Annotated in this window: 26 protein-coding genes and 1 riboswitch; of the genes, 24 read left to right on the forward strand and 2 right to left on the reverse strand. The window is 49.4% G+C overall.

All coding sequences use genetic code 11. The features are described 5' to 3' along the window. The first annotated feature begins 33 nt into the window (after positions 1 to 33). Together speD and speE are read left to right on the forward strand one after the other, a co-directional pair. The gene (gene speD, locus ACS5WU_RS05100; protein ID WP_046444895.1) at positions 34 to 789 is read left to right on the forward strand and encodes an adenosylmethionine decarboxylase; all 756 of its coding nucleotides are present in this window, start codon (positions 34 to 36) and stop codon (positions 787 to 789) included. Beyond that, positions 767 to 1,657, forward strand: coding sequence for a polyamine aminopropyltransferase (gene speE, locus ACS5WU_RS05105; RefSeq protein ID WP_302760169.1), 891 nt, complete (start codon positions 767 to 769; stop codon positions 1,655 to 1,657). Before speD ends, speE begins: the two co-directional genes overlap by 23 nt. 203 nt (positions 1,658 to 1,860) lie before the next feature. Here speE and ACS5WU_RS05110 read toward each other — a convergent pair whose 3' ends face one another. Together ACS5WU_RS05110 and ACS5WU_RS05115 are read right to left on the reverse strand one after the other, a co-directional pair. Beyond that, positions 1,861 to 2,391 carry a folate family ECF transporter S component gene (locus ACS5WU_RS05110; protein WP_302760170.1) on the reverse strand — a complete coding sequence of 177 codons (531 nt, stop codon included), beginning with the start codon at positions 2,389 to 2,391 and terminating at the stop codon, positions 1,861 to 1,863. Between the two features lie 90 nt (positions 2,392 to 2,481). Next, positions 2,482 to 2,578, reverse strand: a riboswitch (THF riboswitch). Positions 2,579 to 2,677: 99 nt separating this feature from the next. Next, positions 2,678 to 3,328, reverse strand: a complete 651-nt coding sequence (locus tag ACS5WU_RS05115; protein WP_302760171.1) for a TM7S3/TM198-like domain-containing protein — start codon at positions 3,326 to 3,328, stop codon at positions 2,678 to 2,680. 283 nt (positions 3,329 to 3,611) lie between these two features. Here ACS5WU_RS05115 and rsxC point away from each other — a divergent pair, with 283 nt between their 5' ends. The 22 genes from rsxC (at position 3,612) to ACS5WU_RS05225 (ending at position 25,577) form a co-directional block, all read left to right on the forward strand. Next, on the forward strand, positions 3,612 to 4,976 hold the full coding sequence (gene rsxC / locus ACS5WU_RS05120; protein ID WP_059109646.1) for an electron transport complex subunit RsxC: 1,365 nt from the start codon (positions 3,612 to 3,614) through the stop codon (positions 4,974 to 4,976). Between the two features lie 49 nt (positions 4,977 to 5,025). Continuing rightward, the gene (locus ACS5WU_RS05125) at positions 5,026 to 5,970 is read left to right on the forward strand and encodes an RnfABCDGE type electron transport complex subunit D (protein WP_046444900.1); all 945 of its coding nucleotides are present in this window, start codon (positions 5,026 to 5,028) and stop codon (positions 5,968 to 5,970) included. Beyond that, on the forward strand, positions 5,963 to 6,556 hold the full coding sequence (locus ACS5WU_RS05130) for an RnfABCDGE type electron transport complex subunit G (RefSeq protein WP_059109645.1): 594 nt from the start codon (positions 5,963 to 5,965) through the stop codon (positions 6,554 to 6,556). Before ACS5WU_RS05125 ends, ACS5WU_RS05130 begins: the two co-directional genes overlap by 8 nt. A 17-nt stretch (positions 6,557 to 6,573) precedes the next feature. Then, a complete protein-coding gene (rsxE, locus tag ACS5WU_RS05135) occupies positions 6,574 to 7,218 on the forward strand; it encodes an electron transport complex subunit RsxE (RefSeq protein ID WP_052740650.1) in 645 nt (214 codons plus the stop codon). 5 nt (positions 7,219 to 7,223) lie between these two features. Next, the gene (gene rsxA / locus ACS5WU_RS05140) at positions 7,224 to 7,802 is read left to right on the forward strand and encodes an electron transport complex subunit RsxA (protein ID WP_046444937.1); all 579 of its coding nucleotides are present in this window, start codon (positions 7,224 to 7,226) and stop codon (positions 7,800 to 7,802) included. A gap of 66 nt (positions 7,803 to 7,868) precedes the next feature. Then, positions 7,869 to 8,849: an RnfABCDGE type electron transport complex subunit B gene (locus tag ACS5WU_RS05145; RefSeq protein ID WP_059109644.1), complete on the forward strand. Its 981-nt coding sequence runs from the start codon at positions 7,869 to 7,871 to the stop codon at positions 8,847 to 8,849. Further along, entirely contained in the window at positions 8,846 to 9,400 is a 555-nt protein-coding gene (locus ACS5WU_RS05150) for a Maf family protein (protein ID WP_059109643.1), read from the forward strand. The genes ACS5WU_RS05145 and ACS5WU_RS05150 overlap by 4 nt, the downstream gene beginning before the upstream one ends. 270 nt (positions 9,401 to 9,670) lie before the next feature. Continuing rightward, on the forward strand, positions 9,671 to 10,276 hold the full coding sequence (locus tag ACS5WU_RS05155; RefSeq protein ID WP_059109642.1) for a recombinase family protein: 606 nt from the start codon (positions 9,671 to 9,673) through the stop codon (positions 10,274 to 10,276). Positions 10,277 to 10,494: 218 nt separating this feature from the next. Further along, a complete protein-coding gene (locus ACS5WU_RS05160) occupies positions 10,495 to 10,752 on the forward strand; it encodes a hypothetical protein (protein ID WP_059109641.1) in 258 nt (85 codons plus the stop codon). A gap of 226 nt (positions 10,753 to 10,978) precedes the next feature. Then, the gene (gene mreC, locus ACS5WU_RS05165) at positions 10,979 to 11,902 is read left to right on the forward strand and encodes a rod shape-determining protein MreC (RefSeq protein ID WP_302760172.1); all 924 of its coding nucleotides are present in this window, start codon (positions 10,979 to 10,981) and stop codon (positions 11,900 to 11,902) included. A gap of 3 nt (positions 11,903 to 11,905) precedes the next feature. After that, entirely contained in the window at positions 11,906 to 12,424 is a 519-nt protein-coding gene (gene mreD, locus ACS5WU_RS05170) for a rod shape-determining protein MreD (RefSeq protein ID WP_059109639.1), read from the forward strand. Between the two features lie 67 nt (positions 12,425 to 12,491). Beyond that, positions 12,492 to 15,023, forward strand: a complete 2,532-nt coding sequence (locus ACS5WU_RS05175) for a penicillin-binding transpeptidase domain-containing protein (protein ID WP_059109638.1) — start codon at positions 12,492 to 12,494, stop codon at positions 15,021 to 15,023. A 113-nt stretch (positions 15,024 to 15,136) separates the two neighbouring features. Further along, positions 15,137 to 15,832 (forward strand): septum site-determining protein MinC, encoded by a 696-nt coding sequence (gene minC, locus ACS5WU_RS05180; protein WP_059109637.1) that lies wholly within the window; start codon positions 15,137 to 15,139, stop codon positions 15,830 to 15,832. Between the two features lie 181 nt (positions 15,833 to 16,013). Beyond that, positions 16,014 to 16,805: a septum site-determining protein MinD gene (gene minD, locus ACS5WU_RS05185; protein ID WP_046442424.1), complete on the forward strand. Its 792-nt coding sequence runs from the start codon at positions 16,014 to 16,016 to the stop codon at positions 16,803 to 16,805. 15 nt (positions 16,806 to 16,820) lie between these two features. After that, positions 16,821 to 17,108, forward strand: a complete 288-nt coding sequence (gene minE / locus ACS5WU_RS05190) for a cell division topological specificity factor MinE (protein WP_046442423.1) — start codon at positions 16,821 to 16,823, stop codon at positions 17,106 to 17,108. A 63-nt stretch (positions 17,109 to 17,171) separates the two neighbouring features. Next, positions 17,172 to 18,338, forward strand: a complete 1,167-nt coding sequence (gene rodA, locus ACS5WU_RS05195) for a rod shape-determining protein RodA (RefSeq protein WP_302760173.1) — start codon at positions 17,172 to 17,174, stop codon at positions 18,336 to 18,338. Between the two features lie 75 nt (positions 18,339 to 18,413). Continuing rightward, positions 18,414 to 20,234, forward strand: coding sequence for a TIGR03960 family B12-binding radical SAM protein (locus ACS5WU_RS05200; protein ID WP_302760174.1), 1,821 nt, complete (start codon positions 18,414 to 18,416; stop codon positions 20,232 to 20,234). Continuing rightward, a complete protein-coding gene (locus ACS5WU_RS05205) occupies positions 20,231 to 20,893 on the forward strand; it encodes a TIGR03936 family radical SAM-associated protein (RefSeq protein ID WP_302760175.1) in 663 nt (220 codons plus the stop codon). The genes ACS5WU_RS05200 and ACS5WU_RS05205 overlap by 4 nt, the downstream gene beginning before the upstream one ends. 27 nt (positions 20,894 to 20,920) lie before the next feature. Next, a complete protein-coding gene (locus ACS5WU_RS05210; RefSeq protein ID WP_082674902.1) occupies positions 20,921 to 22,450 on the forward strand; it encodes an Rne/Rng family ribonuclease in 1,530 nt (509 codons plus the stop codon). Positions 22,451 to 22,564: 114 nt separating this feature from the next. Continuing rightward, positions 22,565 to 23,164: a 50S ribosomal protein L21 gene (gene rplU / locus ACS5WU_RS05215; RefSeq protein WP_059109633.1), complete on the forward strand. Its 600-nt coding sequence runs from the start codon at positions 22,565 to 22,567 to the stop codon at positions 23,162 to 23,164. Positions 23,165 to 23,199: 35 nt separating this feature from the next. Then, the gene (gene rpmA / locus ACS5WU_RS05220) at positions 23,200 to 23,454 is read left to right on the forward strand and encodes a 50S ribosomal protein L27 (protein ID WP_046442419.1); all 255 of its coding nucleotides are present in this window, start codon (positions 23,200 to 23,202) and stop codon (positions 23,452 to 23,454) included. 164 nt (positions 23,455 to 23,618) lie between these two features. Further along, entirely contained in the window at positions 23,619 to 25,577 is a 1,959-nt protein-coding gene (locus tag ACS5WU_RS05225) for a DHH family phosphoesterase (protein WP_302760176.1), read from the forward strand. The last annotated feature ends 3 nt before the right edge of the window (positions 25,578 to 25,580 follow it).

Raw genomic sequence — 25,580 nt, forward strand, 5'->3', positions numbered from 1 at the left:
ATATAATAGGTAAATCACAGGCGCATGGGAGGAATGGCGTTGCAAAAGCTCAAGCTCTATGGATTCAACAACCTGACAAAAACGTTGAGTTTTAATTTATACGATATCTGTTATGCAAACACAGTAAAGGACAGGCAAAGCTACATAGAATATATCGACGAATACTATAATGCGCAGCGGCTGACTGCGATTTTAAAAGACGTCGCAAAGCGGATTGGCGCGCATGTGCTGAACATTGCCCAGCAGGATTATGAGCCGCAGGGAGCGTCGGTCACGATGCTCATTGCGGAGGAAGAAATTCCCGCGAGCCTCGTTGGGCATCTCGATAAAAGCCATCTAACCGTGCATACCTATCCGGAAAGCCATCCGCACAACGGCGTGTGCACTTTCCGTGCGGACATCGACGTTTCTACCTGCGGGGAGATATCGCCGCTCAACACGCTGGAAAAGCTGATCAAGAGCTTTGATTCGGATATCATAACAATGGATTACCGTGTGCGCGGCTTTACGCGCAGCGAAAGCGGCGGGAAGATTTTTATGGACCACGATATTATGTCCATCCAGGATTTTATCCCGCATGATATTTTGAAAAAATACGATACCTACGATGTGAATTTATATGAGGAACGTATTTTCCATACGAGTATGATGCTCAGGGAATATGATCTGGACAATTACCTGTTCAATCTGGATGCAGTTGATTTAAAGGAGAAGACGCGCAGCAGGATCGAGCGGAACCTGGAGCGCGAAATGCAGGAGATTTTTTATGGCAAAAATTTCGAAGGATAACTGGTTTTACGAATATTTTACGGATAGCGCAAAATTTGGAATCAAAATCAGGGAACACTTGATCGACACAAAGAGCAAGTTCCAGAAAATTGATTTTTACGATTCTTATGAATTTGGAAGGTTTTTTACGCTGGACGGGTTTATCATGATGACACAGCGGGACGAATTTATTTACCACGAAATGCTGGTGCACGTGCCCATGGCTGTGAAGCCGGACGTGAAGCGAGTGCTTGTGATCGGCGGCGGCGACGGCGGCGCTGTGCGCGAGCTGACGCGTTACAAGACGATTGAAAAGATCGATATGGTGGAAATTGACGAAAAGGTGGTTTCCCTTTGCAGGGAGTATCTGCCACAGACGGCGGGAAAACTCGACGACGGGCGGGTAACGCTGCATTTTTGCGACGGGATTGCGTTTGTGCGGGATGCGAAGGAGCAATATGATCTGGTTTTGGTAGATTCCACAGATCCTGTCGGCGTGGGAGAGGGGCTTTTCTCCATGCAGTTCTATGAGGACTGCTTTCGCCTGCTTACGGAGGACGGCGTGATGATCAACCAGCACGAAAGCCCTTATTATGAGGGAGACGCGCTGGAAATGGAGCGCGCGCACAAAAAGCTTGCCGCGGTATTCCCTGTGTGCAGGGTATATCAGTTCCATATGCCGACCTATGCGTCCGGGCACTGGCTGTTTGGGTTTGCGTCCAAGAAAAAAGATCCGCTTGTTTTTGATGAAGAAGCATGGAACGCCCTTGGGATCGAAACAGATTACTACAATACAAAGCTTCACAAAGGGTGCTTTGCATTACCAACTTATGTGCAAAGGCGGCTTAACAAAGCGGAAGGGGAAACAATAAAAAAGGAATGTGAATAATTTCATAATTTATTCATAAAATATCACTTGCCAAATAACAGAAACTGTTATAGAATAAAAGCATATCTTAAAGCGATTTAAGATATGTCAATCCCCACCCTTTTATTATTTTTTGGAAGACCGATTCGTAAGAATCGGTTTTTCTCGTTTCTGGGCAAAAAAAGAGGCCGCGGATGTGCGGCCTTTTCTCGTTCATGTTAAGCCTAAGCCGTTATAAGCGGCCTGTATATTTTATCCTTGTTACGCAGCAGAACATACATGACACAGATATAAACAACGCAGGTAATGTATGTTGTGGGCAGGCGCGATACCATCAGCTCCAGATACGGCGCGCCCAAAAACAGCGACAGCCAGAATGTGTTGAGAAGCGCCGAAAAAACGGTTTGGATCACTAAAATCGAGATAAAAACCTTGGGAAAGGAAATTTTTTCCTTTTTGTAAAAAAGCAATCCCGCTGCAATGCCGTAAAGAGCCATTGTAAGGGCGAGGCCCGGATTAAACGCGCCGCCCGGATTAAAGGGGTTTACAAAAAATGATATAAAGTTTGATAAAAAGCCGATAACACCTCCGGCGACCGGCCCCAAAATCGCGCCGGCGAACATCACGGCAATGGGCGCAAGGGAAAGCTTGATCTGCGGGCCCAGATAGGGCGAGAAGATGCCAAGGATGATTGCAATCGCAATCAGCACGGCGTAATAGACAATACGCATTGTTTTTGATGAAATTCTGGACATAAAAAATACCTTCCTTTCGTAAAAAAATGGCACGCCTCTACAAAAGAAAGATATTGCCCGCACGACGCACAACCGGCGGATTCTTTTGTGAGCAGCGGACGCAGTTTTGAACCGCAAGGCCAAAGGCCTTTTCGTTATAAGGCGACATCCCATCCTTATACACTTGACGCGCAAAACCTACTCTGCACATTTTTATGGAGTTGTACGGACAAAGCGTTCTTTCCTTTGCCCGTATCCCAGTATACCACCGTAATGATTACGTGACAACAGGGAATTTTATTTTGCGCTATTTCCTGCGGCTTGGAGCGGTAAACCTGTACTGCGCCACCATTCCGGCAATCGCAAACACAGCGGTGGGAATGACGAGCGCCCACGTAGCTCCCGCGGGGAAAATACTGATTGATTCGAATATCTGCTGGTAGTTGCCCCAGGTGATGGTGGATAGAAGTCCTGAATTGAAAAACAGGCCGATGATGATACCCACTGTGTGGATAATGGTGTATCCGCCGAAAATAGCTGAGAAAATAATTACAAAATGCCGCTGTGAGGCAAGTGTAATCGCACCGAACACCACAAACAGCCCAAGGCCGATAATGAACAGCGTCATTGGATCCATCGAGGAGAACGTTTCAGCGAAGCCGCTGCGCAGTAAGCCATAAACGAGCAGGCCGACAATACCGCCTACTACAAATATTGCAAATTTGATAAAGAAAAACGATAACAATGCAAAAACAAGGCCTATAATCAGGCTAATCAGCCAGAGCCAGTTGGTTGCGTCCGGCAAATAGGTGCCCACAAGGGTATAAGAATAGTACGCGCCCATGAAGAAGGCGTACAGGAAAATAATGACCTTCAGGTATTTATAGCCCCAAAAACAATACAGGATTCCTAGGACAAGGGCAATCAATAATATAATAATTGGGACAATTCCGTTCATAAAAAAGACCTCCGCTTCTTTCATTATTATAAAGCAGCGGTCATATGATTTCAATAAAATCGATTCTTAATAATTTTTTACGAAACAATTTTACATTTGTGTCGATATAAATAAATGGACCTGAAAAAGTGGAGTGTGCCTGAAAAAACGGCAAAATAATGCGGAAACAGCGTAGGAAGGCGGACTTTCCGGTTTTACATGAAAAAATTGATTAACACTTTAGAAAAAAAAGCCGTTGTGCTATAATGATTTCTAGCGTTTAGCAAAATTGGGGGAGGTTACTATGAACCTTACGTTTAAGGGCGGCGTTCATCCGCTCAGTGAAATACAGGAAGGAAAGAAACTGACCGAGAAGTGTGCGATTGAGGAAATGCCCGCAGGGCATATCGTAAAAATTCCGCTTTCGCAGCATGTTGGCGCGCCCGCGGAGCCGATTGTCAAGACGGGCGAGCGCGTTCTGGTGGGCCAGAAAATAGCCGAAGCGCAGGGGTTTGTGAGCGTGCCGGTTCACGCAAGCGTTTCAGGCGTGGTGATGGAGATCGCGGAGATTACAGGGGCGAACGGAAAACCCGTCCAGGCAATCGTGATCGAAAATGATTTTAAGGATGAAGCGGTCCCCTTCCGGGAAGAGGATATTGAGGCGCTTTCTCCGCAGGAGATCATTGAACGCATCAAGGAGGCCGGTAATGTCGGTATGGGCGGGGCAACCTTTCCAACGCATGTGAAATTATCGCCGCCGGAAGGAAAAAGCGTAAACCTGCTGATTTTAAACGGCGCGGAATGCGAGCCGTTTTTGACTGCGGATTACCGCCTGATGGTGGAATGCCCCAAGCGTGTGATTATGGGTGTAAAGATATTGATGCGCGCCCTTGGAATCAAAAAAGCGATTGTAGGGATTGAAGACAATAAGCCGGAGGCGATTCAGAAAATGACCGCGGCGGTGGATACCCACGCCATCCGGGTTGTCGACGTGGAAACAAAATACCCGCAGGGCTCTGAAAAGCAACTGATTAACGCAATTACAGGCCGTGTCGTACCGGCGGGAGGACTGCCGATGGACGCAGGCGTAGTGGTGGTGAACGTCGGATCGGCAAAGGCGATTGCAGATGCGTTTTGCGTAGGAGAGCCGCTTTACCGCCGCGTTGTGACAGTGAGCGGCGCGGTTAAAAATCCTAAAAACCTGTTGGTGCGTTTTGGCGTAAGCGCGCGGGAGGTGCTCGAATATGTGGGCGGACCATCGAGCGAACCCTTGAAAATTCTTTCCGGCGGGCCAATGATGGGGCTGCCGCTGCCTACGCTTGATTGCGTGGTCACGAAAGGTTTTTCCGGGCTCGTGGTTCTGGATTCGCAGTACACCAAAAAGCAGAAGGAAACAAACTGCATCAAATGCGGAAAATGCGCGGACGTATGTCCGATGAATTTAATGCCTATGATGATTTCCGCCTCCGCTGTTTTTGAAGATTTTGAAAAAGCGGAGAAATATAACGCGATGGACTGCATGAGCTGCGGCTGCTGCAGTTATATCTGCCCGGCTAAAAAACCGATTGCCCAGAATATTAAGTTTGCAAAGGACATGATCAGCGTGCAACGCATGAAGGAACGGCGCAAGGCCGAACAGGAAAAGGCGGAGCGCGAAGCGGCAGAGTAAATGAGTTATTAAAAATTTATTGGATAAAAGAATCGAGAAAGGAAATGCTATGCAACAAGAGTTGATTTTATCTGGTTCGCCGCATATCAAATCAAACCAAAGCACCACGCGTATTATGCTTGACGTCCTGATTGCGCTTATTCCGGCGTGCGTTGCCGCGGTTTATTTCTTTGGTATCGGCTGCATTACGACCATCGCATTATGTGTGGGCAGTGCGGTTGGCTGCGAAGCTGCAATTCAGTTTTTCACAAAAAAAGCGGTCACGATCAGTGATTTATCCGCAGTGGTAACAGGCGTCTTACTGGCGCTGAACCTGCCGCCGAATGTACCGTGGTACCTTCCGGTGTGCGGGAGTGCGTTTGCGATCATTATCGTGAAACAGTGTTTTGGAGGCCTCGGACATAATTTTATGAATCCCGCGCTTGCAGCGCGCTGCTTCCTGCTGATTTCATGGCCGGTTGCAATGACGACGTTTATCGCCCCGTTTGCAGGTGTGGACGCCGTGGCCAGCGCAACCCCGCTTGCCGCATTGAAGGAGGGCGCGACCACAGCGCCGGCGCTCTACGATATGTTTATTGGCAATATCGGCGGCAGCATGGGGGAGACAAGTGTGCTCGCGTTATTGATTGGCGGGGTATACCTGATGATACGCAAGGTTATTTCCGTGCGGATACCGCTTGCCTACCTCGGCACCGTCGCGCTGATTACGCTTTTAACCGGTAAGCCGGAAATGATCTTATTTGAGCTGTTTGCGGGCGGGCTGATGCTCGGTGCGTTTTTTATGGCGACGGATTATGTTTCGTCTCCGTCCTCTCCAAAAGCGCAGATTGTATTTGGGATTGGCTGCGGTGTAATCACAATGGTCGTCAGGCTGTGGGGCGGCTATCCGGAGGGCGTATCCTTCTCCATATTGTTTATGAACCTTTTGACGCCGCTTCTTGATAAGGCGCTGCGTCCCAAGGTGTTCGGGGAGGTGCAAAAGGTCAATGAATAAAGCAAAGAATGACAGCATTTTTAACCTTACCCTGCGGCTTGTGATCATTACGGTATGCGCAGGCCTCATATTAGGGCTTGTGTACGGGATCACAAAGGGGCCGATCGAGCAGCAGGAGATCAAAAAAGCGACGGAAGCACGCCAGATGGTGCTGCCGGACGCGACTGATTTCAAACAGATTGCGCTCGACGGAATCGATTACGACAGGGAAAAATATTCCGATATACAGGAAGTTTATGAAGGAACGGCAAACGGACAGGCAGTCGGCTATACGTTTTCGATCGTCACCAAGGGTTATAAGCCGGGGCTTTCGCTTACGATAGGTATTTCTCTGGATGGCAAGATGACCGGAGTTACCATTGTCAGCCACGATGAAACGCCGGGCCTTGGAGCAAATGCGACAAAGCCGGATTTCCTCGACCAGTTTATCGGTACGGATGGGCCGCTTACCGTGGGTAAAACGCCCAGTGGAGCGGAAAATGAAATACAGGCGCTTACCGGCGCAACAATCACGAGTAAGGGCGTTACAAACGCCGTTAATCTTGTGCGTGAATTCTCTGAGCAGTATCTCGGAAAGGGGGCGTGAGCAAGGTGGATAAGAAAATGATGAAGGGCGTTTTTGTAAACGGCATCCTGAATGAAAATCCAACGTTCCGCCTGGTGCTTGGAATGTGCCCGACAATCGCCGTTACGACCTCGGTGACAAATGCGCTTGGCATGGGCGCTGCGGTTATATTCGTGCTGATGTGCTCGAATATGCTGATTTCCCTGCTGCGGAACTTTATACCGGAAAAAGTAAGGATTCCATGCTATGTTGTGGTGATCGCGATGTTTGTTACGGTGGTACAGATGGTGCTGAAGGCCTTTATTCCGGCGCTCGACGCTTCGCTTGGAATTTTTATCCCGTTGATTGTGGTAAACTGTATTATTCTTGCGCGTGCGGAAGCATTTGCGGCAAAGAACAGCGTAATACCTTCCATGATAGACGGGATCGGCATGGGCGTAGGCTTCACTTGCTCGCTTTCGTTGATTGCTATGGTACGTGAGTTGCTTGGAGCAGGCTCGCTTTTCGGCATTTCCGTATTTGGGGCAGATTACCCGCCGGCACTGATGTTTATCCTTGCGCCTGGCGGCTTCCTGGTACTTGGACTATTGCTTGCGCTGATCAATAAAATTGTACTGATGCGCGAGAAAGTGCAGCCAAAGAAAAAAGAAGAAGCAATCGAAGCAGGGGAGGTGCGTGAATAATGGATATGTTTATTCGGATTCTAACCATCCTTTTGAGCTCGATATTGGTCAATAACTTTGTACTGTCGCGCTTTTTGGGAATATGCCCGTTCCTCGGCGTATCGAAAAAAGTGGAAACGGCAGTCGGAATGGGTATGGCAGTTACGTTTGTCATGGCAATGGCGTCGCTGATTACGTGGCTGGTGCAGTATTACGTATTGGTGCCGCTGGGCGTAGGATATATGCAGACGATTGCATTTATCCTTGTAATCGCGGCCCTTGTTCAGCTTGTGGAAATGGTTTTGCAAAAAACAAGCCCGGGGCTGTACCAGAGTTTGGGGGTATATTTACCTCTGATTACGACGAATTGTGCGGTGCTTGGGGTTGCGATCCTCAATATCACGGAAAATTATAACCTTGTGGAATCCCTTGTAAACGGTGTGGGCGGAGCGCTTGGGTTTACGCTTGCAATCGTTCTGTTTGCCGGAATACGCGAGCGTCTGGAGTTGTCGTCGATACCAAAGCCGTTTCAGGGTTTCCCGATTGCCCTCATAACTGCGTCGCTGATGAGCGTTGCGTTTATGGGCTTCTCAGGGCTGGTGTAGGCCTGGGATTTAAATGGCGAAGCAAAAAAACAGGAAAGCAAACAAACGAAGAAGGTATAGGTAATTATGTTTGAGCCGATTATTTGGTCAATAGTTGTATTAGGAGGGCTTGGAGCCGTATTTGGCATTATGCTGGGCGTGGCGTCCAAGAAATTCGCTGTGGAAAAAGATGAAAAGGTAGTCCTGGTACGCGAAAACCTGCCGGGGGCAAACTGCGGGGGCTGCGGTTTCCCGGGGTGTGACGGCCTGGCGGAAGCGCTTGGAGCAGGCAAGGCTGAGGTGAGCGCATGCGCTGTGCTCTCTGCGGACAAGGCAAAGGACATTGCGGAGATCCTTGGGGTTTCCGTCGGTGAAATGAAGCCGAAGGTTGCACGTATCATGTGCCTTGGAAGCGAAGGACACTGCAAGAATAAATTTGAGTATGACGGCGCGCTCGATTGCCGTGCGGCATATTCGATCGCCGGCGGCTTTAAAGCCTGCAAGTTTGCATGCCTTGGACTCGGAACGTGCGCGAAGGTGTGCAAATTTGACGCAATCACAATGGGCCCGGACGGGATTGCGTTTATCGACGAAGACAAGTGCACGGGCTGCGGGCGGTGTGTGGAGCAGTGCCCGCAGAGCTCGATTGCTGTTCTGGAGCGCGACGTAGACGTTTATACGGCGTGCACCAATACGGGCAGGGGCAGGGAAGTCATGGAAAACTGCAGCGCCGGCTGTATCGGCTGCGGAAAATGTGCGAGCCTGTGTCCGTTTGGAGCGATCACAATGGAAAATAACCTTCCGGTGATCGATATGGGTAAGTGCCGGAGCTGCTGGCTTTGCGTGGAGCAATGCCCGCGCAAATGTATTTTAACAACAAAATCCGACCTGAAAGCAAAGATCAATCCGCAAAAGTGCGTTGGCTGTACGCAATGCGCGAAGGCATGCCCGTTCGGTGCAATCGAAGGGGAATTGAAAATGACGCATAAGGTGACAGACCTGTGCCGCGGATGCGGTTTATGTGAAGAAGCGTGCAAGCTGGGTGCAATCAGCATGGTGGCAAAATGATCATACTTGCCTCGGCTTCCCCGCGCAGGGAAGAACTGCTGCATCTGATTACGGACGACTTTAAAGTAGTAGTAAGCGGCGTGGATGAAGACGTACAAATTGAAGATGCAAAAAAACTCGTGCGCTTTCTGGCTGAGAAAAAAGCGGCGGACGTTGCGCGCAGCAATCCCCACGATGTGGTGATTGGCGCGGACACAGTCGTAGAAGCGGGTGGAGAAATATTCGGCAAACCCGCCGGGCTTGCGGATGCGCGTAGGATGATCGGCGCTATGTCCGGACAAACGCACTTTGTACATACCGGAATCTGCGTCATCAAAGGGGATGTGCGCGTGAGCAAAGTGTGCTCCACTGCCGTAACGTTCAACACCGTCGGCAAAGAGGAAATTGAGTATTACCTGCGCACGGAGGACATCATGGATAAGGCGGGCGCTTACGCCATTCAGGGTGGCGCCGCGAAATTTATCTCCCGTATAGAAGGCTGCTTTTTTAACGTGGTAGGGCTCCCGGTTTCGACGCTGTACCAATTATTACAGCAATTTGACTTAAAGTAGGTTATGCAAAACTTACGATAAATCGCTTGCATATGCAATTTATACCAAAAGTTTGCAAACAACCTTTTGACAAATTGCTATAAAATGGATGCGGTAGATTAAAATTTTATCTTTAAAAAGTAAGTACAAAGTTGGAAATACGCTGTAAACCAGCGTATTTTTTTGTGCGCTAAAAAAGGCTGCGCGTGAGCCAAATGTTCTTTTAATGCCGAATTGTCACGAAAGATGATATTCTGTGGAGTGCCGGATCAAAATACAGGAGGTTAAAAAATGGGCACTTACGGCTATGCGAGAGTCTCTACCAAGGATCAGAATGAGGACAGGCAAATGATCTCGCTGCTGGGATTTCCGGTGGCAAAAAAGAATATTTATCTGGATAAGCTGAGCGGAAAGGATTTTAACCGGCCGCAATATAAAAAGCTTATCAGGAAGCTGAAAAAAGGCGATTTACTGGTCATACACTCCATTGACCGCCTCGGGCGGAATTATGAGGAGATTATCGATCAATGGCGGATGATTACCAAGGAAAAAGGCGCACAGGTTGTCGTGCAGGATATGCCGCTGCTCGATACGCGGCAGGGAAGGGACCTTACGGGAACGTTGATTGCAGATATTGTATTGCAGCTATTGTCTTATGTGGCGCAAACCGAGCGCGAAAATATCCGCCAAAGGCAGGCGGAGGGAATTGCTGCTGCCCATCGGCGCGGGATACGCTTCGGGCGGCCCCAAAAAGAGATGCCGCCGGATTTTGCGGAGGTTTACCGCGAGTGGAAGGAAAGTAAAATCAGCGGAAGGGAGGCGGCGCGCAGACTCCATATTACGCATAACACATTTTTCAAATGGGTAAAAATTGTTGAAAACGATGAAAAAAAGTGACAAAAAAAGTAGACTTTTGCGGTCAGCAAATTTTTTTGCGATTTATTAAGTAGACTTTTATAGCCATATGAATTATACTGATAAAAAAGATTAAAAGATTAAATACAGGGGCATTTTTAGGGAATATGCAGCAAAATGCCCGGATTTTTTGGTTGGTCATAAAAGTCTACTTTTTTGACCAATACGAGACTTGGAAGTACTGGATTGAGGTGGAACACATGAGCCAATCAGGGAAAAAAGATACCAAAAGCACACTGCTTGATTTTTTAGCGGAAAGAGCCGGTTGTGCCTATTTGTCTGATTTGCGCAAGCCATATTTATTTCCGGGACTTTCTGAAATTATGGACAGTATAGAGCCCCGCGCTTATTCTTTTTCGGAATGGGCAGATGCGATCAGCTATATTACCGGGGAACACAAAGAGGTTTCGGATGAACAGGAAGCAAAAAGCTTTTTGGTCCATTGCCTGAAAAAATAAGAGTGTATCAATCAGCAAAAGGACAAGCGTCTTCGTGCGTTTGCCCTTTTTTTGTTGCCTTCAACAGAAGGGAAGAGCGACGGCTTTGTTACAAAAAGTTTACTTTCACGTATGACAAGCATATACCTTTTATGGTATAATTGAAAAAATAATCGGAGTCTGCCATAAAACGGAGCAAAACGTTTTGCGCGGCAGATATCGAAAACAATGGAAAGGCAGACAGGCTGTGGGTGTATTTAGAAATAAACCGCTCCTTATAACAATTATTGTAATTGTAATACTCATTGTGCTTTTGGTAATGTCCGGCAACAGCAGCAGTATTTCGCGGGGCGCAGGTGAAGCGGGGGGGATTTTTACACCGGTGCAGGAGTTCTTTTATCAGGCGTCAAATTCGATCGGCGGTTTTTTTGACAGCCTTGTGAACACCGGGGATACGGCCCAGCAAAATAAGGAGCTTGAAAGCGAGCTTGAGACGATCAAAAGCCAATCGAACAATTATGACGAGCTGAAAGCGCAAAACGAGCGCCTGAAGGAAATGCTCGAATATAAGCAGAAGAATACGTCGCAGGAGCTTAAAGTGGCGACGATCACAGGGAAAAATCCGGGCAACTGGTTTGACGTATTTACGATCGACCTTGGCAGAAAAGACGGCATTATGGTCAATATGCCTGTTATCACCGCAGATGGCCTTGTTGGCCGTGTGGAAGAGGTTAGCCTCAATTCTTCAAAGGTCATGGCGATCATTGATGGGAGGAGCAGCGTATCGGCTATCATGGAACGCACGCGCGACGTAGGAGCGGTAAAAGGAAATATAGCAAACGATGCGCTTGACGTATCGCTCTACATGAGTTATTTGCCGCTCGACGCGGATGTGGCGGAAGGCGACAGGGTAATTACCTCCGGACTGGATGGAATATTCCCCAAAGGCCTTGTGATTGGCGAAGTCGCAAAGTCGACAGATACGGAAAAGGACGGAAAGAATGTTAAAATAACGCCCGCGGTTGATTTCCGCCGGCTGGAAGAAGTGTTTGTGGTGGTGGCAACAGACGGCGAACCGACAGGGACGCAGCAGGCGGCAAATGAAGTGATAACCGGGCAGGACGCGCAGGCTTCGCAGAGCGCATCGGCATCGGCAGCCGCGCAGGAGTAAAAGATGAGATATGTTGTTTTGGTATTGTTTGCCATTGTAAGCACAATCTTATCAGGTTCCGTATTCAGCGGGCTTAATCTCGCGGGGATACAGGTGGATATCGTACTCTTGATTGTCCTTGCGCTGGCGCTTGTAGACAAAAGCGGAGCTGCGATCATTTTTGCCGCGGGGACAGGCCTTTTTATGGATATTATGTATTCCACTGTCCTTGGCGTGTATGCGCTGAGCTATACGGTGGCAGCGGCCGTTGTGTTCCTTGCGTTCCGTAACAAAGAGAAATTCAACGTACTGATCCTGTTTTTGGTGGGCGCGGCAGGATATGTGATCAAAGAAACGGTAATGGCGCTCATTGTGTATGTGTTAGGCGCACGGTTTGATTTCCTGTCCATCCTCGTAAGGTATACGCTTCCTACGGCGGCGCTTACGGGAGGGCTGCTGATCGTCGCTTATCTGTTATTTGCAAGACTATATAAGAATGGCTGGATGCGTCCGGCCGTCGCTTATCGCCCGGAGGACTTCTGAGGGAAGCAGCGTGGCGAAAAGGCTTTGACCGCGTGAAAGCAGAAGCGGTAATTTATGAGGGAAAACGATGCTGAAAAAATTAAAAAACAGGTTTTTTGCCGGACTGGCAATTATTGTCGCGCTTTTTGTATTTTTAACGGCGGGACTTGGAAATCTTACGCTTGCCCAGGGCGGCGATCTTACAACACAATCGGAAAGTAAAAAAGTAAGGACGCTTTCCGTAAAGGGTTCGCGCGGGCAGATTACCGACAATTCAGGGATACCGCTTGCGTACGACCAAAGCAGCTATGATATCCAGTTCGTAAGGGATCCTTCCAAAAATTCAACGACAGACAAATCTTACTATACGGACGTCCTCATGCAGACGATCGAGATCATTGAACAAAACGGCGGCACGACGATTGATACGTTTGCAATCAAACGTCAGGACGACGGCACGTTTGCGTTCGATTTTGGGATCACGGACGAGGAAGCAATCAAAAAGCGCGAGGAAAACTGGCGCACAAATATGTTTGCCTCCAAGACGGCGGATGCGGCGGCGCTTTACAGCGATATGCGTACGCGTTACCGAATCCCGGAGGAATATACCTACGAGCAGGCGCGTAAGCTGCTGTCAATCTGGCAGGAGGTGCAGTTGTCGTCTTACCGTGCGTACGAGCCGATTACGATTTGCAGTAACGTCGATATGGACACGGTTGCGGCAATCGAGGCGAAGGCGGACCAGCTTGACGGCATCCAGGTGGCGGAAAGCGCGGTGCGCGTGTATCCAAAGGACAGCGTTGCGGCGCATATTATTGGATACATGGGGAAAATGGTTGACGAAGATACCGTTAAGGAATATCAGGATAAGGGATATTCATCGGAAGATAAAATCGGCGTAGCGGGTATCGAAAGCACGATGGAGCAATACCTGACTGGAAATTCAACGGAAAAGCAGGGGACGCGCCAGGTAGAGGTCGACAGTAAAGGCAAGGTGATCAAAGAGGTTTCGAGTACCCCGGCGATTTCAGGAAACGATGTGCGGCTGACGCTGGACCTCGATTTGCAGATGGAAGCGGAAAAAGCGATCGAGGCAAATGTTAAGAGCGTCTATGAAGAGCAGGTCGCAGCGTATAATGATCCTGAAAAAAGATACGACAGGCAGGGATATGTTGGGTATGATACCAAGCTGGATGAACGGTCGCTAAAAGAAGGCCAGACGACTAATTTCGATAAGCTTAATCTCGCGCAATCGGGTGCGCTCATTGTGATGGATGTCAATACCGGAAAGATACTTGCCATGGCGAGCTATCCGTCTTATGACCTCAACATTTTTTCGGGTGGAGTTTCGGAAGAACAGCTTAAGGAATTACAGGACGACAAAACGCGTCCTATGTTTAATAACGCGATCTCCTCGACGGGAATTCCCGGCTCTATTTTCAAGATGGTAACCGGCCTTGCGGGCCTTATGGAAGGAGACCTCGGACTTCATGAGGAAATCAGCGATATGGGCCTTTATAATATCGACGTACAGGAAGGCTATACCGGCGACGACGTTCCGGCCTGCTGGGCTTACGTAAAGGGGATGTCGAGCGTTCCGGAACATGCCAATCAGGATATTGTGCTGGGCCTTGAGCACAGCTGTAACTATTTCTTCTATGAAGTAGCCCACAGGACAGGCGTAGATAACCTTGTGAAGTGGGGCGAGCAGTTTGGACTTACTTCTACGACAGGGATCGAGCTTACAGGCGAAGCGGTCGGAGCAATCGGTAACCAGGAAACCCTTTACGATAAGACCAAATCCATTGATAATCAGAAAACCTCGCTGCCTGCATTGGTGCGCAGCTCGCTGATCACTTTTTTAAGGGATGAGGTTGGAGAAAAAGGCAGGGACATTACTTATACGGACGAGCAGCTCAAAACGACGGCGGAAAAGCTGATACAGCTTGTAGATCCGGATAATACCCAGGTCGGTTCGCAAATCAGGGCCATCCTGAGCGAGGAGCTGCAGATCCCGGAGACGGTATCTTCCAATAAGGGTTGGGACAACCAGATCAACGGTATCATTGCGGAGCTTCGCTGGAATCCAATCAAGACGATTATTTCCGGTATTGGTTCGGGCAGTACGACGATCACGCCGATTGCTGCGGCACGTTATGTGGCGGCGATTGCAAACAGCGGAACCGTATACGAGGCGCATGTCGTAGACAGCATTCTCGATTCGGACGGGAATGTGGTGGAGCAGAAGGAGCCGGTGGTATACAACAAGATCGACGCTCCGGAGGAGTACTTTGAGGCGCTGCGCGACGGGATGTCCAAGGTGGTATCGGGCGAGGACACCTCTGCCGGAGATATCTTCAAGGGCTGGCCGTATGAAAACGACATCGCGGGCAAGACGGGCTCCGGTAAGGTTTCCACCATCGATCTGGAAACGAATGCCTGGTTTGTGGCGTTTGCACCCAAGGACGATCCGGAGATTGCTGTTGTGTCCTACATACCGAACGGAATGTCAGGATCGCACGCGATTCCTGCGGCAAAGGATATCATTCAGTATTACCTCGACGGCAAGCAGCAGGAGGAGGCTAACGAGTTGCCTTCTGAAAACACGCTGATACCCTAAGACAAGGGAAAAACAGTTTGCTTAGCGTTATGATATCATGTATAATGTAGTGCGTAATAAAGTACGTATTTTTGTGCCATACAGGTGGCCGGAAGGCGAAGGAAGGAAGAATCATGCAGAGTATTGTGACATTTAAGGGAAAAGAAGACGGATTGGAAATCTATCTTGATGAAAAGTCTACTTATCCCGTCCTGCGCGAAGAACTGATGGATAAGCTGAAAAAGAACCAGAGCTTCTTTAAAGATTCCGGTACAAAAGTTGTGATAAGGGGAAAAGAGCTCTCCAATGCCCAATTTAATGAAATCAAGCGCGTGTTCGCGATGGATTTTGGGATACGCAACGTTTACTGCGGCGATGAGGCGGAGCGCGTGCATGAGGCGGAAATTTCGATTGAGAAACCCTCTGCAATGAAGCGTGTCCATGCGCCTGAGGACGAGTATACGGACGAAGTGGAGCTCGTGTCGAACGCCTATTTTGATGCGCAGTCGATTTTTATCAACAACACAATCAGGAGCGGACAGCGTATCGAGTGCGAGGGAGATATCGTCGTAGTCGGGGACGTAAACCCGGGCGCGGAGGTAATCGCCGGCGGCAGCATCGCTGTTTTTGGAAGGCTGCGGGGCCTGGCGCACGCAGGATGCGCGGGAAGGACCGACGTATGCGTGGCTGCGCTCAACATGTGTCCAAAGCAGATGCGGATTTCAGGACGCGTTGTTACGTTCCCAAATGAGCGGGCGGATGCGCATGACGCTGAAATAGCAGAGTTTAAGGATGGCAAGGTGGTTATCCGCCCTGTCAGCTTAAGATAGGGAAAGAAGAAAATAATAAGCGCGTGCAAAGTTGCGGGGATCGTCAGGAATCAATCGGTTTTGCGAGCGAAAGTATGCGAGAAGCAAAACAAACATTGAGCGAGGGGATTACCTCAAGGGAACAGCTTGTTCCCCTTGGGAAGCGAACGAAGTGAGCGCTGTAAGGAAGGTATCATAACAGATGGAAAATGTAATTGTAATCACATCCGGCAAGGGAGGCGTGGGAAAGACGACATCCACGGCAAATCTTGGAACGGGACTTGCAATGCAGGGAAAAAAGGTTGTACTGGTAGATACGGATATTGGGCTTCGTAACCTTGACGTGGTGCTTGGGTTGGAAAACAGGATCGTTTATGATCTTGTAGACGTTGTGGAGGGCACCTGCAAGCTGAAGCAGGCGCTCATCAAGGACAAACGCTACGAGGGGCTTTATCTCCTTCCCGCGGCACAGACCAGAAACAAGATGGCGGTTGCGCCCGAGCAGATGAAGGAGCTTGTCGCAGAGCTTGAAAAGGAATTTGATTATGTGCTGATCGACTGCCCGGCAGGCATCGAGCGCGGATTCAAAAACGCTGTTGCAGGGGCAAAATCAGCGATTGTAGTGACTGTGCCGGAGGTTTCATCTGTGCGCGATGCGGACAGAATCATTGGACTTCTTTCAGCAAATGGCGTTGACGACGTAAAGCTGCTCATCAACCGCCTGCGTCCGGACCTTGTACGCAAGGGCGATATGCTGGCGATCGACGACACGCTTGAAATCCTGGGGATCGACCTGGTTGGCGTGATCCCAGAGGATGAGCTTATTTTCCGTTCTTCCAATCTGGGAGAACCGGCTGTTACGGATAACAGTTCGCTTGCGGGCGAAGCGTACCGCAATGTAACAAAGCGCATTATGGGCGAGGATGTTCCTATGCTGAACCTGGAACAAAAATCAGGATTCTTTGGTAAGCTGAAGAAGCTCTTTTCAAAATAATCGGAGGTCGTTAGCATGGGATGGTTTTTTAATAAAAAGAAAAGCAGCCAGGTGGCAAAGGACAGGCTGAAGCTGGTCCTTATTTATGACCGCGCAGGCACAACCTCAAATGACGATATGATCAATATGATCAAAAAAGATATTATGCAGGTGATTTCAAAATATGTTGAAATCGATGAATCGGAATTTGAGATCGACTTCAAGAGCGTGCAGAATCAGGAAGAGGAAGGTGTTTCCTCGCAGATCGCGATGAACATCCCAATCAAAAAAATCAAGCAGATGGTAAAAAACGCAGGAAGATAAGGGACGTATCAATCAAAAGACCGTGTTGCGTACGCGGTCTTTTTGTAAAATAACGGAGAACGGATGAAGACAAAAGCAATTAACAAAAACATGTGGAAATATGTGGACTGGGCACTGGTTGTGATCATTTTCATACTGGTAGGCTACAGCATCCTTTCCATTGTAAATGCAACGGCAAGCCCGTTTACAGGCGATGAAAAAACGTTTGCGGAATTTTTTGCAAACCTGAACCTGAATTCCGCGATGTGGCAGGTCATATTTTTCGTCGTCGGCCTTTTCTGTATGTTTTTGGTAATGCTGGTGGACTATCACAGTGTCGCGCACATCACAGACCTGCTGTATTGGGCGACGGTGGCGCTGCTTGTGGCGGTTATGTTTCTTGGCAGCGAACAAAACGGAACGACGGGTTGGTTTATGATCGGCAACCGTGGATTTCAGCCGGGCGAGGTCTGTAAGGTACTGATTATTATTGTCCTCGCAAAGGTACTATCTGATAAGACGGAGGGAAATGACGACGGGCTGCAGACAATGAGGGACATTTTTCCGGCGCTGTGGCGCGTGATGATTCCTGTCGTGCTGATCATGATACAACCGGATTTTGGTACGGCTGTCGTATATTTGTTTATTTTTGCCGCGATGTTGTTTATGGGCAAGGTGCACTGGAAGGTGGTGCTGTGGCTGCTGCTGATCATTGCGATTGCGGCGCCTGTCCTGTGGTTCTCCATGAAGGATTACCAGCAACAGCGTATCCTGTCCTTCTTTAATCCGAGCGCACAGAGCGCCGACGCAACGATGCAGGTAGACCAGGCAAAGCTTGCCATCGGTTCGGGGCAGTTCCTTGGAAAAGGCCTGTTCGCGCCGGGATCGCTTTCACAGCTGAATTATGTGCCTGAAAAACACAATGACTTTATATTTGCGGTGACGGTAGAAGCATTCGGCTTTTTGGGCGGCCTGATATTAATCATCCTGTATTTTCTGTTGATTGGACGCACGTTTATGCTTGCGCTTCGCGCCAAAGACGATTTTGGCGCATATATTATCGTCGGCGTTGCCGCAATGACGTTGTTCCATGTGGTGGAAAACATCGGCATGAATTTGGGCATATTGCCTGTAACGGGCATTCCTTTGCCGTTCTTCTCGTACGGTGGCTCCAGCATGGTCACAAACTGTATTGCGTTTGGCATGGTGATCAGCGTGGATATGCGCAGGCAAAGATGGCAGGGGCAATAGGAAAGAATGTTACGGATTAAGCCTGTGCGGATATTGCCGGTGATATAAAATTTTAGGGGTTGTCAGGAGTAGAAATTGTCAATACTGGATCATGTGGAAAAACCCGCGCGGTATACCGGCGGGGAACTGAATTCCGTTTATAAGCAAAACGCGGAAGTGGATTTTGCAATGTGTTTTGCGGATACATACGAGGTTGGAATGAGCCACCTTGGAATCAATATATTATATGAGGTAATTAACGCCATCGACGGCGTTTACGCGCAGCGCGTATTCTGCCCGTGGGTGGATATGATAGAGCAGCTAAGAAGCGGGGACGAACCGCTTCGGTCTTTGGAAATGAAAAAGCCGCTTTGTGAATTTGATATTGTAGGGATCAATCTTTCCTATGAGATGTGTTATTCCAATGTGCTTACGATGCTTGAGCTGGGGCGCATCCCGCTGCTTTCAAAGGACCGGGGCGACAGCGATCCGCTTGTTCTGGGCGGCGGGGCCTGCACGATAAACCCGGAGCCTGTTGCCGACTTTTTTGATTTGTTTGCAGTTGGCGACGGCGAGGAGGTAACGCGTGAGCTGATTGCGCTTTACCGGGAACATAAAAAGGCGGGGTTTTCGCGCCAGGCGTTTTTGCGGGCTGCGGCGCAGATCGATGGGATTTATGTGCCGTCTTTGTACGGGATAGCCTATCATGAGGATGGTACGATTCGTTCGATTACGCCAAAGGAAGGCGCGCCGCAGACTGTGACAAGGCGGATCGTAAAGGACTTTGACGCCGAGCAGACAATCAGAAAGCCGGTTTTGCCTTATATCAACACGGTTCACGACAGGTGCACACTGGAAATAATGCGCGGCTGTCCCCGCGGCTGCCGGTTTTGCCAGGCAGGCTTTGCAATGAGGCCGGTGCGCGAACGAAAAGCGCAGACGGTGCGGGATACGGCGCGCAGCGTGATTGAGTCTACCGGATATGATGAAATCTCCCTTTCTTCGCTATCGTCGGGCGATTACTCGCAAATTGACGAGCTTGTGGGGGGATTGGTGGATGAGTTTTCCGCGCAAAGGGTGTCGGTATCGCTGCCTTCGCTGCGTGTGGACAGCTTTGAAAAGGATTTGGCAGCGGGCCTGCAGCAAGTGCGTAAAACAGGCCTTACGTTTGCGCCCGAGGCGGGCACGCAGCGCCTGCGCGATGTGATCAATAAAAATATCACGCAGGAAATGATCATGAAAACCGTGGTGCGTGCGTTTGAAAGCGGCGTTTCCACAGTAAAGCTTTATTTTATGATCGGACTTCCGACAGAAACCTACGACGACCTTACTGGGATTGCAAACCTGGTTCGTGAAATCAGGGAGGCGTTTTACAGCGTACCAAGGGAAAAACGCAATGGGTTTATTAATATCAACGTTTCGGCTTCCTGTTTTGTACCCAAGCCCTGTACGCCTTTCATGTGGGAGGCGCAGGACACCATGGAGGAGCTTCGGCAAAAGCAGCAGTTCCTGCGCGGCAAGCTCAAAATGAAGGGCGTGAAGTTCAGCTATCACGATTCGTCGCTGAGCTTTCTTGAAGCGGTGCTTGCAAGAGGGGACAGGAGGCTTTCCGCTGCGTTGCTGGACGCATACAAAAACGGTGCGGTTTTTGATGCGTGGAACGAATATTTTTCTCTGGAGCGCTATCTGGAGGCGTTTGAACGCTGTGGGATCGATCCTGCTTTCTACGCAAACCGTGTGCGTGGCGATGAGGAAATGATGCCGTTTGAGCACATCAACTGCCGGATCGACAAGGCGTTCCTGCTCAAAGAACGCGCGAAGGCCTATGCAGAAACGACAACGCCCGAGTGCAGGAAACGCTGCGTGGGCTGCGGCCTGCAAAAAGACTGCGGGTTTGTGACGAGAGAAAAAGTATGAAAGCGATTATCAAATACAGCCGCCATGGCGCGGCAAAGTATATTTCACACCTGGATATGCAACGCACGTTTGGACGGGCGGTTCGCCGTGCGCGTATCGACGCGGAATATTCGCATGGTTTTAATCCGCATATTGTGATGTCGTTTGCCTCTCCGCTCTCGGTGGGATACGCAACGGACGGCGATTACCTGGAGCTGTCGCTTGCATCGGAAATGCCGCCGGAAGAGCTGAAGGAAGCGTTTAATTCGGTTTTCCCGGAGGAGATACGCATCCTGCACGTGCATATGGCAAAAGACAATAAAAAGCTGATGGCGCATAACCATAGCGCGCTTTACGAACTCAATTTTCATTTTGAAAATGGTGGGGAATATGTTAAAATAAAAGATGCTGTGATAGCGTTGACTGCTCCCGGGCACTATATGGCAAGGGACAGGAAGGGCAGGGAAATAGATATCCGCCCACTGATTTTAAAAGCGGATACCAATGGCAAAGTCGTCTCGCTGCTTTTAAAAAACGCTAACGACGGCGCTTTGAATCCGGCTGTGGCGGCAAATGCACTGCGTCTTGAGATGGATGCGGCGGAAATGGACTGCGACATTTGCCGGAAGGAATGTTACGCGATTGTGAACGGCGAAGTGATGCCGTTTAGTGAGATATAGTTTTTTAAAAAGTTTAAGGAGATTGGAATGATTAAAAAAATCATAGCCGATGCAAATGCGCATGAAGCGCGGGTTGCACTGCTCGATGATGGGGACCTTGTCGAAATCCAGGTGGAGACACGCGGCAAGGAACGCCTCGTCGGAAATATTTATAAGGGCAGGGTTGCCAATATTTTGCCGGGAATGCAGGCTGCGTTTGTGGATGTAGGGCTCGACAAAAATGCGTTTTTATACGCAGGGGATATTCTTTGCGACGAGTCGGATTTTATTTTTGACGAAAACGCGGACGAAGGCCCGGTGAAGAAAAAGCTGGAAGTGCCCAACATCAAGGAGCTTTTAAAGCCGAATCAGGAAATTATGGTGCAGGTTCTGAAGCAGCCGGGCGGCACAAAAGGCGCGCGCGTCACAACGCACATTACCCTGCCGGGCAGGATGCTTGTTTTGATGCCTACGGTAGACCATGTCGGCGTTTCGCGGCGCATTGCGGATGAAAAAAAACGTGAAGAACTTAAAGAGTTCCTGACGGAAATCAAACCCAAGGACATGGGCGTGATCGTGCGTACTGTGGCTGAAAAATCAGATCCGGAGGAAATTGAGGCAGAGTTAAAATTCCTCGTGCGCCTTTGGCAGAAAGTGCAGGAAAAAGCGGACTTTGTGAGCGCTCCGCGCCTGATACACGCAGAGGAAACACTGTTGTTCCGTACGGTGCGCGATATGTTCACAGCGGACGTTTCCGAATTTATCATCAACGACAAGGATTATTATGACAAGGTTCTTGCGGTGGTCAATATCATTTCACCCGGAATGGACGGCAAGCTGAAGCTGTTTGAACATGAAGGGAATATTTTTGATTACTACGAGATTGAAGATAAAATCAGCAAAGCGCTGCAGCGCAAGGTGTGGATGAAAAACGGCTGTTATCTTGTGATCGACGAGACGGAGGCGCTCACTGTGGTGGACGTCAATACCGGTAAATACATCGGCGAGGACAACCTGCAGGATACCATTCTAAACGCCAACATCGAAGCGGCGCAGGAAATTGCCAAGCAGCTTCGGCTGCGCGACTTAAGCGGTATCATTGTGATCGATTTTATCGACATGGATAATGAGGAGAACAAACAAAAGGTCGTGGACGAGCTCACGCGTGCGCTCAAAAACGACAGGACCAAATCCAATGTGATCGGCATGACAGAGCTTGGGCTTGTGGAAATGACGCGCAAGAAAACGCGCCGTAAGCTTTCTTCGCTCACGCAGACAACATGCCCGTGCTGCAGCGGCTCCGGAAGGGTATACAATCTGGAAAATATGGCAATGCGCCTGAGAAGGGAAATTATCCGCACGGTAAGCCCGGACGAGCAGGGAATGTTTGTCGTAGAGGTGAACGGCAATCTCGCGAATTATATTGTTTCGCGTAACAACCAGAACCAGGCTGTGCTCCCGCATTATGAAAACGCGCACTTCTTTATTCGCAGTGTGCCAAACGCGCATCCGGAGCAGATCGTTATAACGCGCATTACGGACAAGAATTCCCTGTCCGACACGCAGGTTTTTTGTTGACAGAGGCCACTTTGTGTGGTAACATATTTAACTGAGCCGCTCGCATAAGGTGTGAAACACATATCGCAGGATATGGACCGATTGCGGCGAGACTGGGCAAGGGAGGTAAATGTTATGTATGCAATTATCAAATCAGGCGGTAAGCAGTATAAAGTAGAACCTGGAATGGTCATCAAGGTTGAGAAGCTCGACGCAGAGGTAGGCAGCGAGGTCGCTTTTGAAGCTTTACTGACATCGGATGGCAAGAAAGTTGCCGTCGGTGATCCGATTTTGAAGGATGTTGCGGTCAAAGGCAAAGTGCTTGCGCAAGATAAAGCGAAAAAAGTGATCGTGTTCAAGTATAAGCCAAAAAAAGACTATCGCAAAAAACAGGGACACAGGCAGCCGTATACAAAAGTGGAAATCACTCAGGTTGGCTCGGAAGTTGCCCCTGCAAAAGAAAAACCGGCGAAAGCTGCAAAAGTGGAAACAGCTGAAAAGACTGTGAAAGCAGAAAAGGCAACGGCGGTAAAGACGGAAGCTAAGAAGACAACGGCTGCAAAGAAACCGGCTGCAGAAAAACCGGCAAAGGCAACGGCAGAAAAACCGGCTGCTGCTAAGAAGCCCGCGGCAAAGAAAACGGCTGCGACAGGCGAGAAAAAGGCAACAACGGCAAAAAAGCCGGCTGCAAAAACAGCTGAGAAAAAAGAAACTGCTAAAAAAGACGCAGAATAATCAGGAATTTAACGTAGAAGCGAGGTGTGATTCACATGGCACATAAGAAGGGTGTAGGTAGTTCAAGAAACGGACGCGACTCCGAATCGAAGCGCCTTGGCATCAAACGTTCAGACGGACAGTATGTACTCGCGGGCAACATTTTGGTTCGCCAGAGAGGAACAAAAATCCATCCGGGCAACGGCGTAGGCCGTGGCAATGATGATACTCTGTTTGCTCTCACAAGCGGTATTGTAAAGTTTGAACGCAAAGGCAGAGACAAGAAGCAGGTAAGCGTTTACGCGAACTAACGAAAAAAACGGCAGCGTCTGTTCGAAAGAACGGGCGCTGTTTTTTTTTGTGACGCAATGTAAAACAGGCGGGGTATAGTTGACTATATGCCCAAAAGGCTATAATATAATATTATGGATTAGTGTCGGGATTGAGTACACACACGCAGTGGAGAGGCCTTAGCATGACGAAGAAAAAACGAAGCAGTTATATAACGACAGAGCTTGTTGTGTTTTTGGTATTACTTGCTGCGGCACTGCTTGTGACGATGCTGATGGAGCCGCCAAGCCTTCGCACAGCAGTGATCGTAATGATATTCGTTGTGGCAATCGTGTATTTTGTAATATCGACGCTGCGTAAGGAACGGTGGTTTTATATCGCGGGAAAAGTCCTGACCAGCTGCTCGGAGCAGATGGATAAATACGTAAGCGCGGTGACAATGCCCACGGCTATCACCAGGAAAAACGGGATGATTGGCTGGCATAATCCTGCATTTGCATTGCTTGCCGGCGGACGCTGCGAGGGGCAAAACCTGTTTCGCATTTTTCCGCAGCTATACAAGCCGGAAAAGGACAAAAAGGTAAAGATCGGCAACGTGACATACCTCAAAGAGGCGATACCTGCCAGGTTCGACGGCGTGGACTATATGATTTACCGCCTGATTGACGTGGGAAACACTTATGAAGCATCCGACCTGTGCAGGACGGTTATGGCGACGTCCGCGCACATACAGGTGGATAATTATGGCGATTTGCTGCGCGGGACAAGCCAAAACAGGCATGCCAATATTGACGCGGAAATTGACCGTATTATTTCCAAACAAACAAAATGCCTTAAAGGCGTTTACCAGAAATACGACAGGGACAAATACCTGATGATTTTTGAGCGGCGTTACCTGTCGGCGCTGATGCAGTCAAAGTTTTCTTTTATCGACGAGGTGAAGCGCGTTGATACGGGGACAAATGCCGTTGTGCCTACGCTCAGTGTGGGCGTGGGTGTGGGAAATGTGCCGGAGGATGCCAACCGCAGCGCGATTGCGGCCCTTGAGCTGGCCCTTGGACGCGGCGGGGACCAGGCCGTCATTAAGGACGAGGCAGGATATAAGTTCTACGGCGGAGGACAGCAGGCGATCGAGAAACGAACGCGCGTCAAGGCCAGAATGTTTTCCCACGCCCTGAAAAACCTGATGGAGCAATGCGACCGTGTGATTATTATGGGGCATACTGTGCCGGACCTTGACTGCATGGGGGCGGCGATGGGGATATTTGCCTGCGCGAGGCAGGTCGGAAAAAAGGCATATATCGTTCTGGATAAATCCAATGCCGCGGTGCAGGGGCTTGTGGACGAGATGAAGCGCGATCCGGATTACAATAATGTGTTGATCACACCGGCTGAGGCAAACAGCTTGCTGGAGGAGCAATCCATGCTGGTGATCCTCGATACGCAGATTGCGTCGTTTACGATTGCCCCGCAGCTTGTTTCCAAAGCAAAGACGCTTGTGGTGATCGATCACCATGTGCGCGGTACGGAGCATATTGAAATGCCGACGCTCTCGCTATTGGAGCCTTATGCGTCTTCAACGGCAGAAATGGTGACCGAGCTGCTGGAATATTTCTCAGATAAGATTTACATCAAACCGCTTGAAGTGGAATCGCTTTTGGCGGGAATTACAATCGATACCAAAGGATTTTCCTTTAAAACAGGCGTCAGGACATTTGAGGCGGCCTCATACCTGCGCAAGCTTGGCGCGGATACCACGTCTATCAGGCATTTGTTCCAGGATGATCTGGAAACATTTTCCACAAGGGCGAGCGTCGTACAAAACGCGCAGGTTCTGCCGGACGGCATTGCGATTTCGTGGTGCCCGGACGATGCGAAAAATCCACAGATGCTTGCGGCGCAGGCCGCGGATTCCCTGATTGGCATCCGTGGGATAAACGCCTCGTTTGTGTTGTGCGGGCAGGGGGATACGATCATCATTTCCGGACGGTCAATCGGCAGGATTAATGTGCAGCGTATTCTGGAAAAGCTTGGCGGCGGGGGCCACGCTACCATTGCGGGGGCGCAGCTGAAAGGAACCGATAAAAAGACAGCAAACGACGAACTGCGGCAGGCAATCGAAGATTATAAAAAGGAGAGCTAAAAC

This window comes from Christensenella sp. KGMB01412, from assembly GCF_055522415.1.

Coding starts and splice junctions, on each gene's coding strand:
- ACS5WU_RS05110 (WP_302760170.1), bottom strand. CDS start 2,391: ATGTCCAGAATTTCATCAAAAACAATGCGTATTGTCTATTACGCCGTG.
- ACS5WU_RS05225 (WP_302760176.1), top strand. CDS start 23,619: ATGACGAAGAAAAAACGAAGCAGTTATATAACGACAGAGCTTGTTGTG.
- minE (WP_046442423.1), top strand. CDS start 16,821: ATGGGATGGTTTTTTAATAAAAAGAAAAGCAGCCAGGTGGCAAAGGAC.
- ACS5WU_RS05175 (WP_059109638.1), top strand. CDS start 12,492: ATGCTGAAAAAATTAAAAAACAGGTTTTTTGCCGGACTGGCAATTATT.
- ACS5WU_RS05145 (WP_059109644.1), top strand. CDS start 7,869: ATGTTTGAGCCGATTATTTGGTCAATAGTTGTATTAGGAGGGCTTGGA.
- minC (WP_059109637.1), top strand. CDS start 15,137: ATGCAGAGTATTGTGACATTTAAGGGAAAAGAAGACGGATTGGAAATC.
- mreD (WP_059109639.1), top strand. CDS start 11,906: ATGAGATATGTTGTTTTGGTATTGTTTGCCATTGTAAGCACAATCTTA.
- speE (WP_302760169.1), top strand. CDS start 767: ATGGCAAAAATTTCGAAGGATAACTGGTTTTACGAATATTTTACGGAT.
- ACS5WU_RS05205 (WP_302760175.1), top strand. CDS start 20,231: ATGAAAGCGATTATCAAATACAGCCGCCATGGCGCGGCAAAGTATATT.
- ACS5WU_RS05125 (WP_046444900.1), top strand. CDS start 5,026: ATGCAACAAGAGTTGATTTTATCTGGTTCGCCGCATATCAAATCAAAC.
- ACS5WU_RS05115 (WP_302760171.1), bottom strand. CDS start 3,328: ATGAACGGAATTGTCCCAATTATTATATTATTGATTGCCCTTGTCCTA.
- rsxE (WP_052740650.1), top strand. CDS start 6,574: ATGATGAAGGGCGTTTTTGTAAACGGCATCCTGAATGAAAATCCAACG.
- speD (WP_046444895.1), top strand. CDS start 34: ATGGCGTTGCAAAAGCTCAAGCTCTATGGATTCAACAACCTGACAAAA.
- ACS5WU_RS05130 (WP_059109645.1), top strand. CDS start 5,963: ATGAATAAAGCAAAGAATGACAGCATTTTTAACCTTACCCTGCGGCTT.
- rsxC (WP_059109646.1), top strand. CDS start 3,612: ATGAACCTTACGTTTAAGGGCGGCGTTCATCCGCTCAGTGAAATACAG.
- rpmA (WP_046442419.1), top strand. CDS start 23,200: ATGGCACATAAGAAGGGTGTAGGTAGTTCAAGAAACGGACGCGACTCC.
- rodA (WP_302760173.1), top strand. CDS start 17,172: ATGAAGACAAAAGCAATTAACAAAAACATGTGGAAATATGTGGACTGG.
- rsxA (WP_046444937.1), top strand. CDS start 7,224: ATGTTTATTCGGATTCTAACCATCCTTTTGAGCTCGATATTGGTCAAT.
- rplU (WP_059109633.1), top strand. CDS start 22,565: ATGTATGCAATTATCAAATCAGGCGGTAAGCAGTATAAAGTAGAACCT.
- ACS5WU_RS05150 (WP_059109643.1), top strand. CDS start 8,846: ATGATCATACTTGCCTCGGCTTCCCCGCGCAGGGAAGAACTGCTGCAT.
- ACS5WU_RS05155 (WP_059109642.1), top strand. CDS start 9,671: ATGGGCACTTACGGCTATGCGAGAGTCTCTACCAAGGATCAGAATGAG.
- minD (WP_046442424.1), top strand. CDS start 16,014: ATGGAAAATGTAATTGTAATCACATCCGGCAAGGGAGGCGTGGGAAAG.
- ACS5WU_RS05210 (WP_082674902.1), top strand. CDS start 20,921: ATGATTAAAAAAATCATAGCCGATGCAAATGCGCATGAAGCGCGGGTT.
- ACS5WU_RS05160 (WP_059109641.1), top strand. CDS start 10,495: ATGAGCCAATCAGGGAAAAAAGATACCAAAAGCACACTGCTTGATTTT.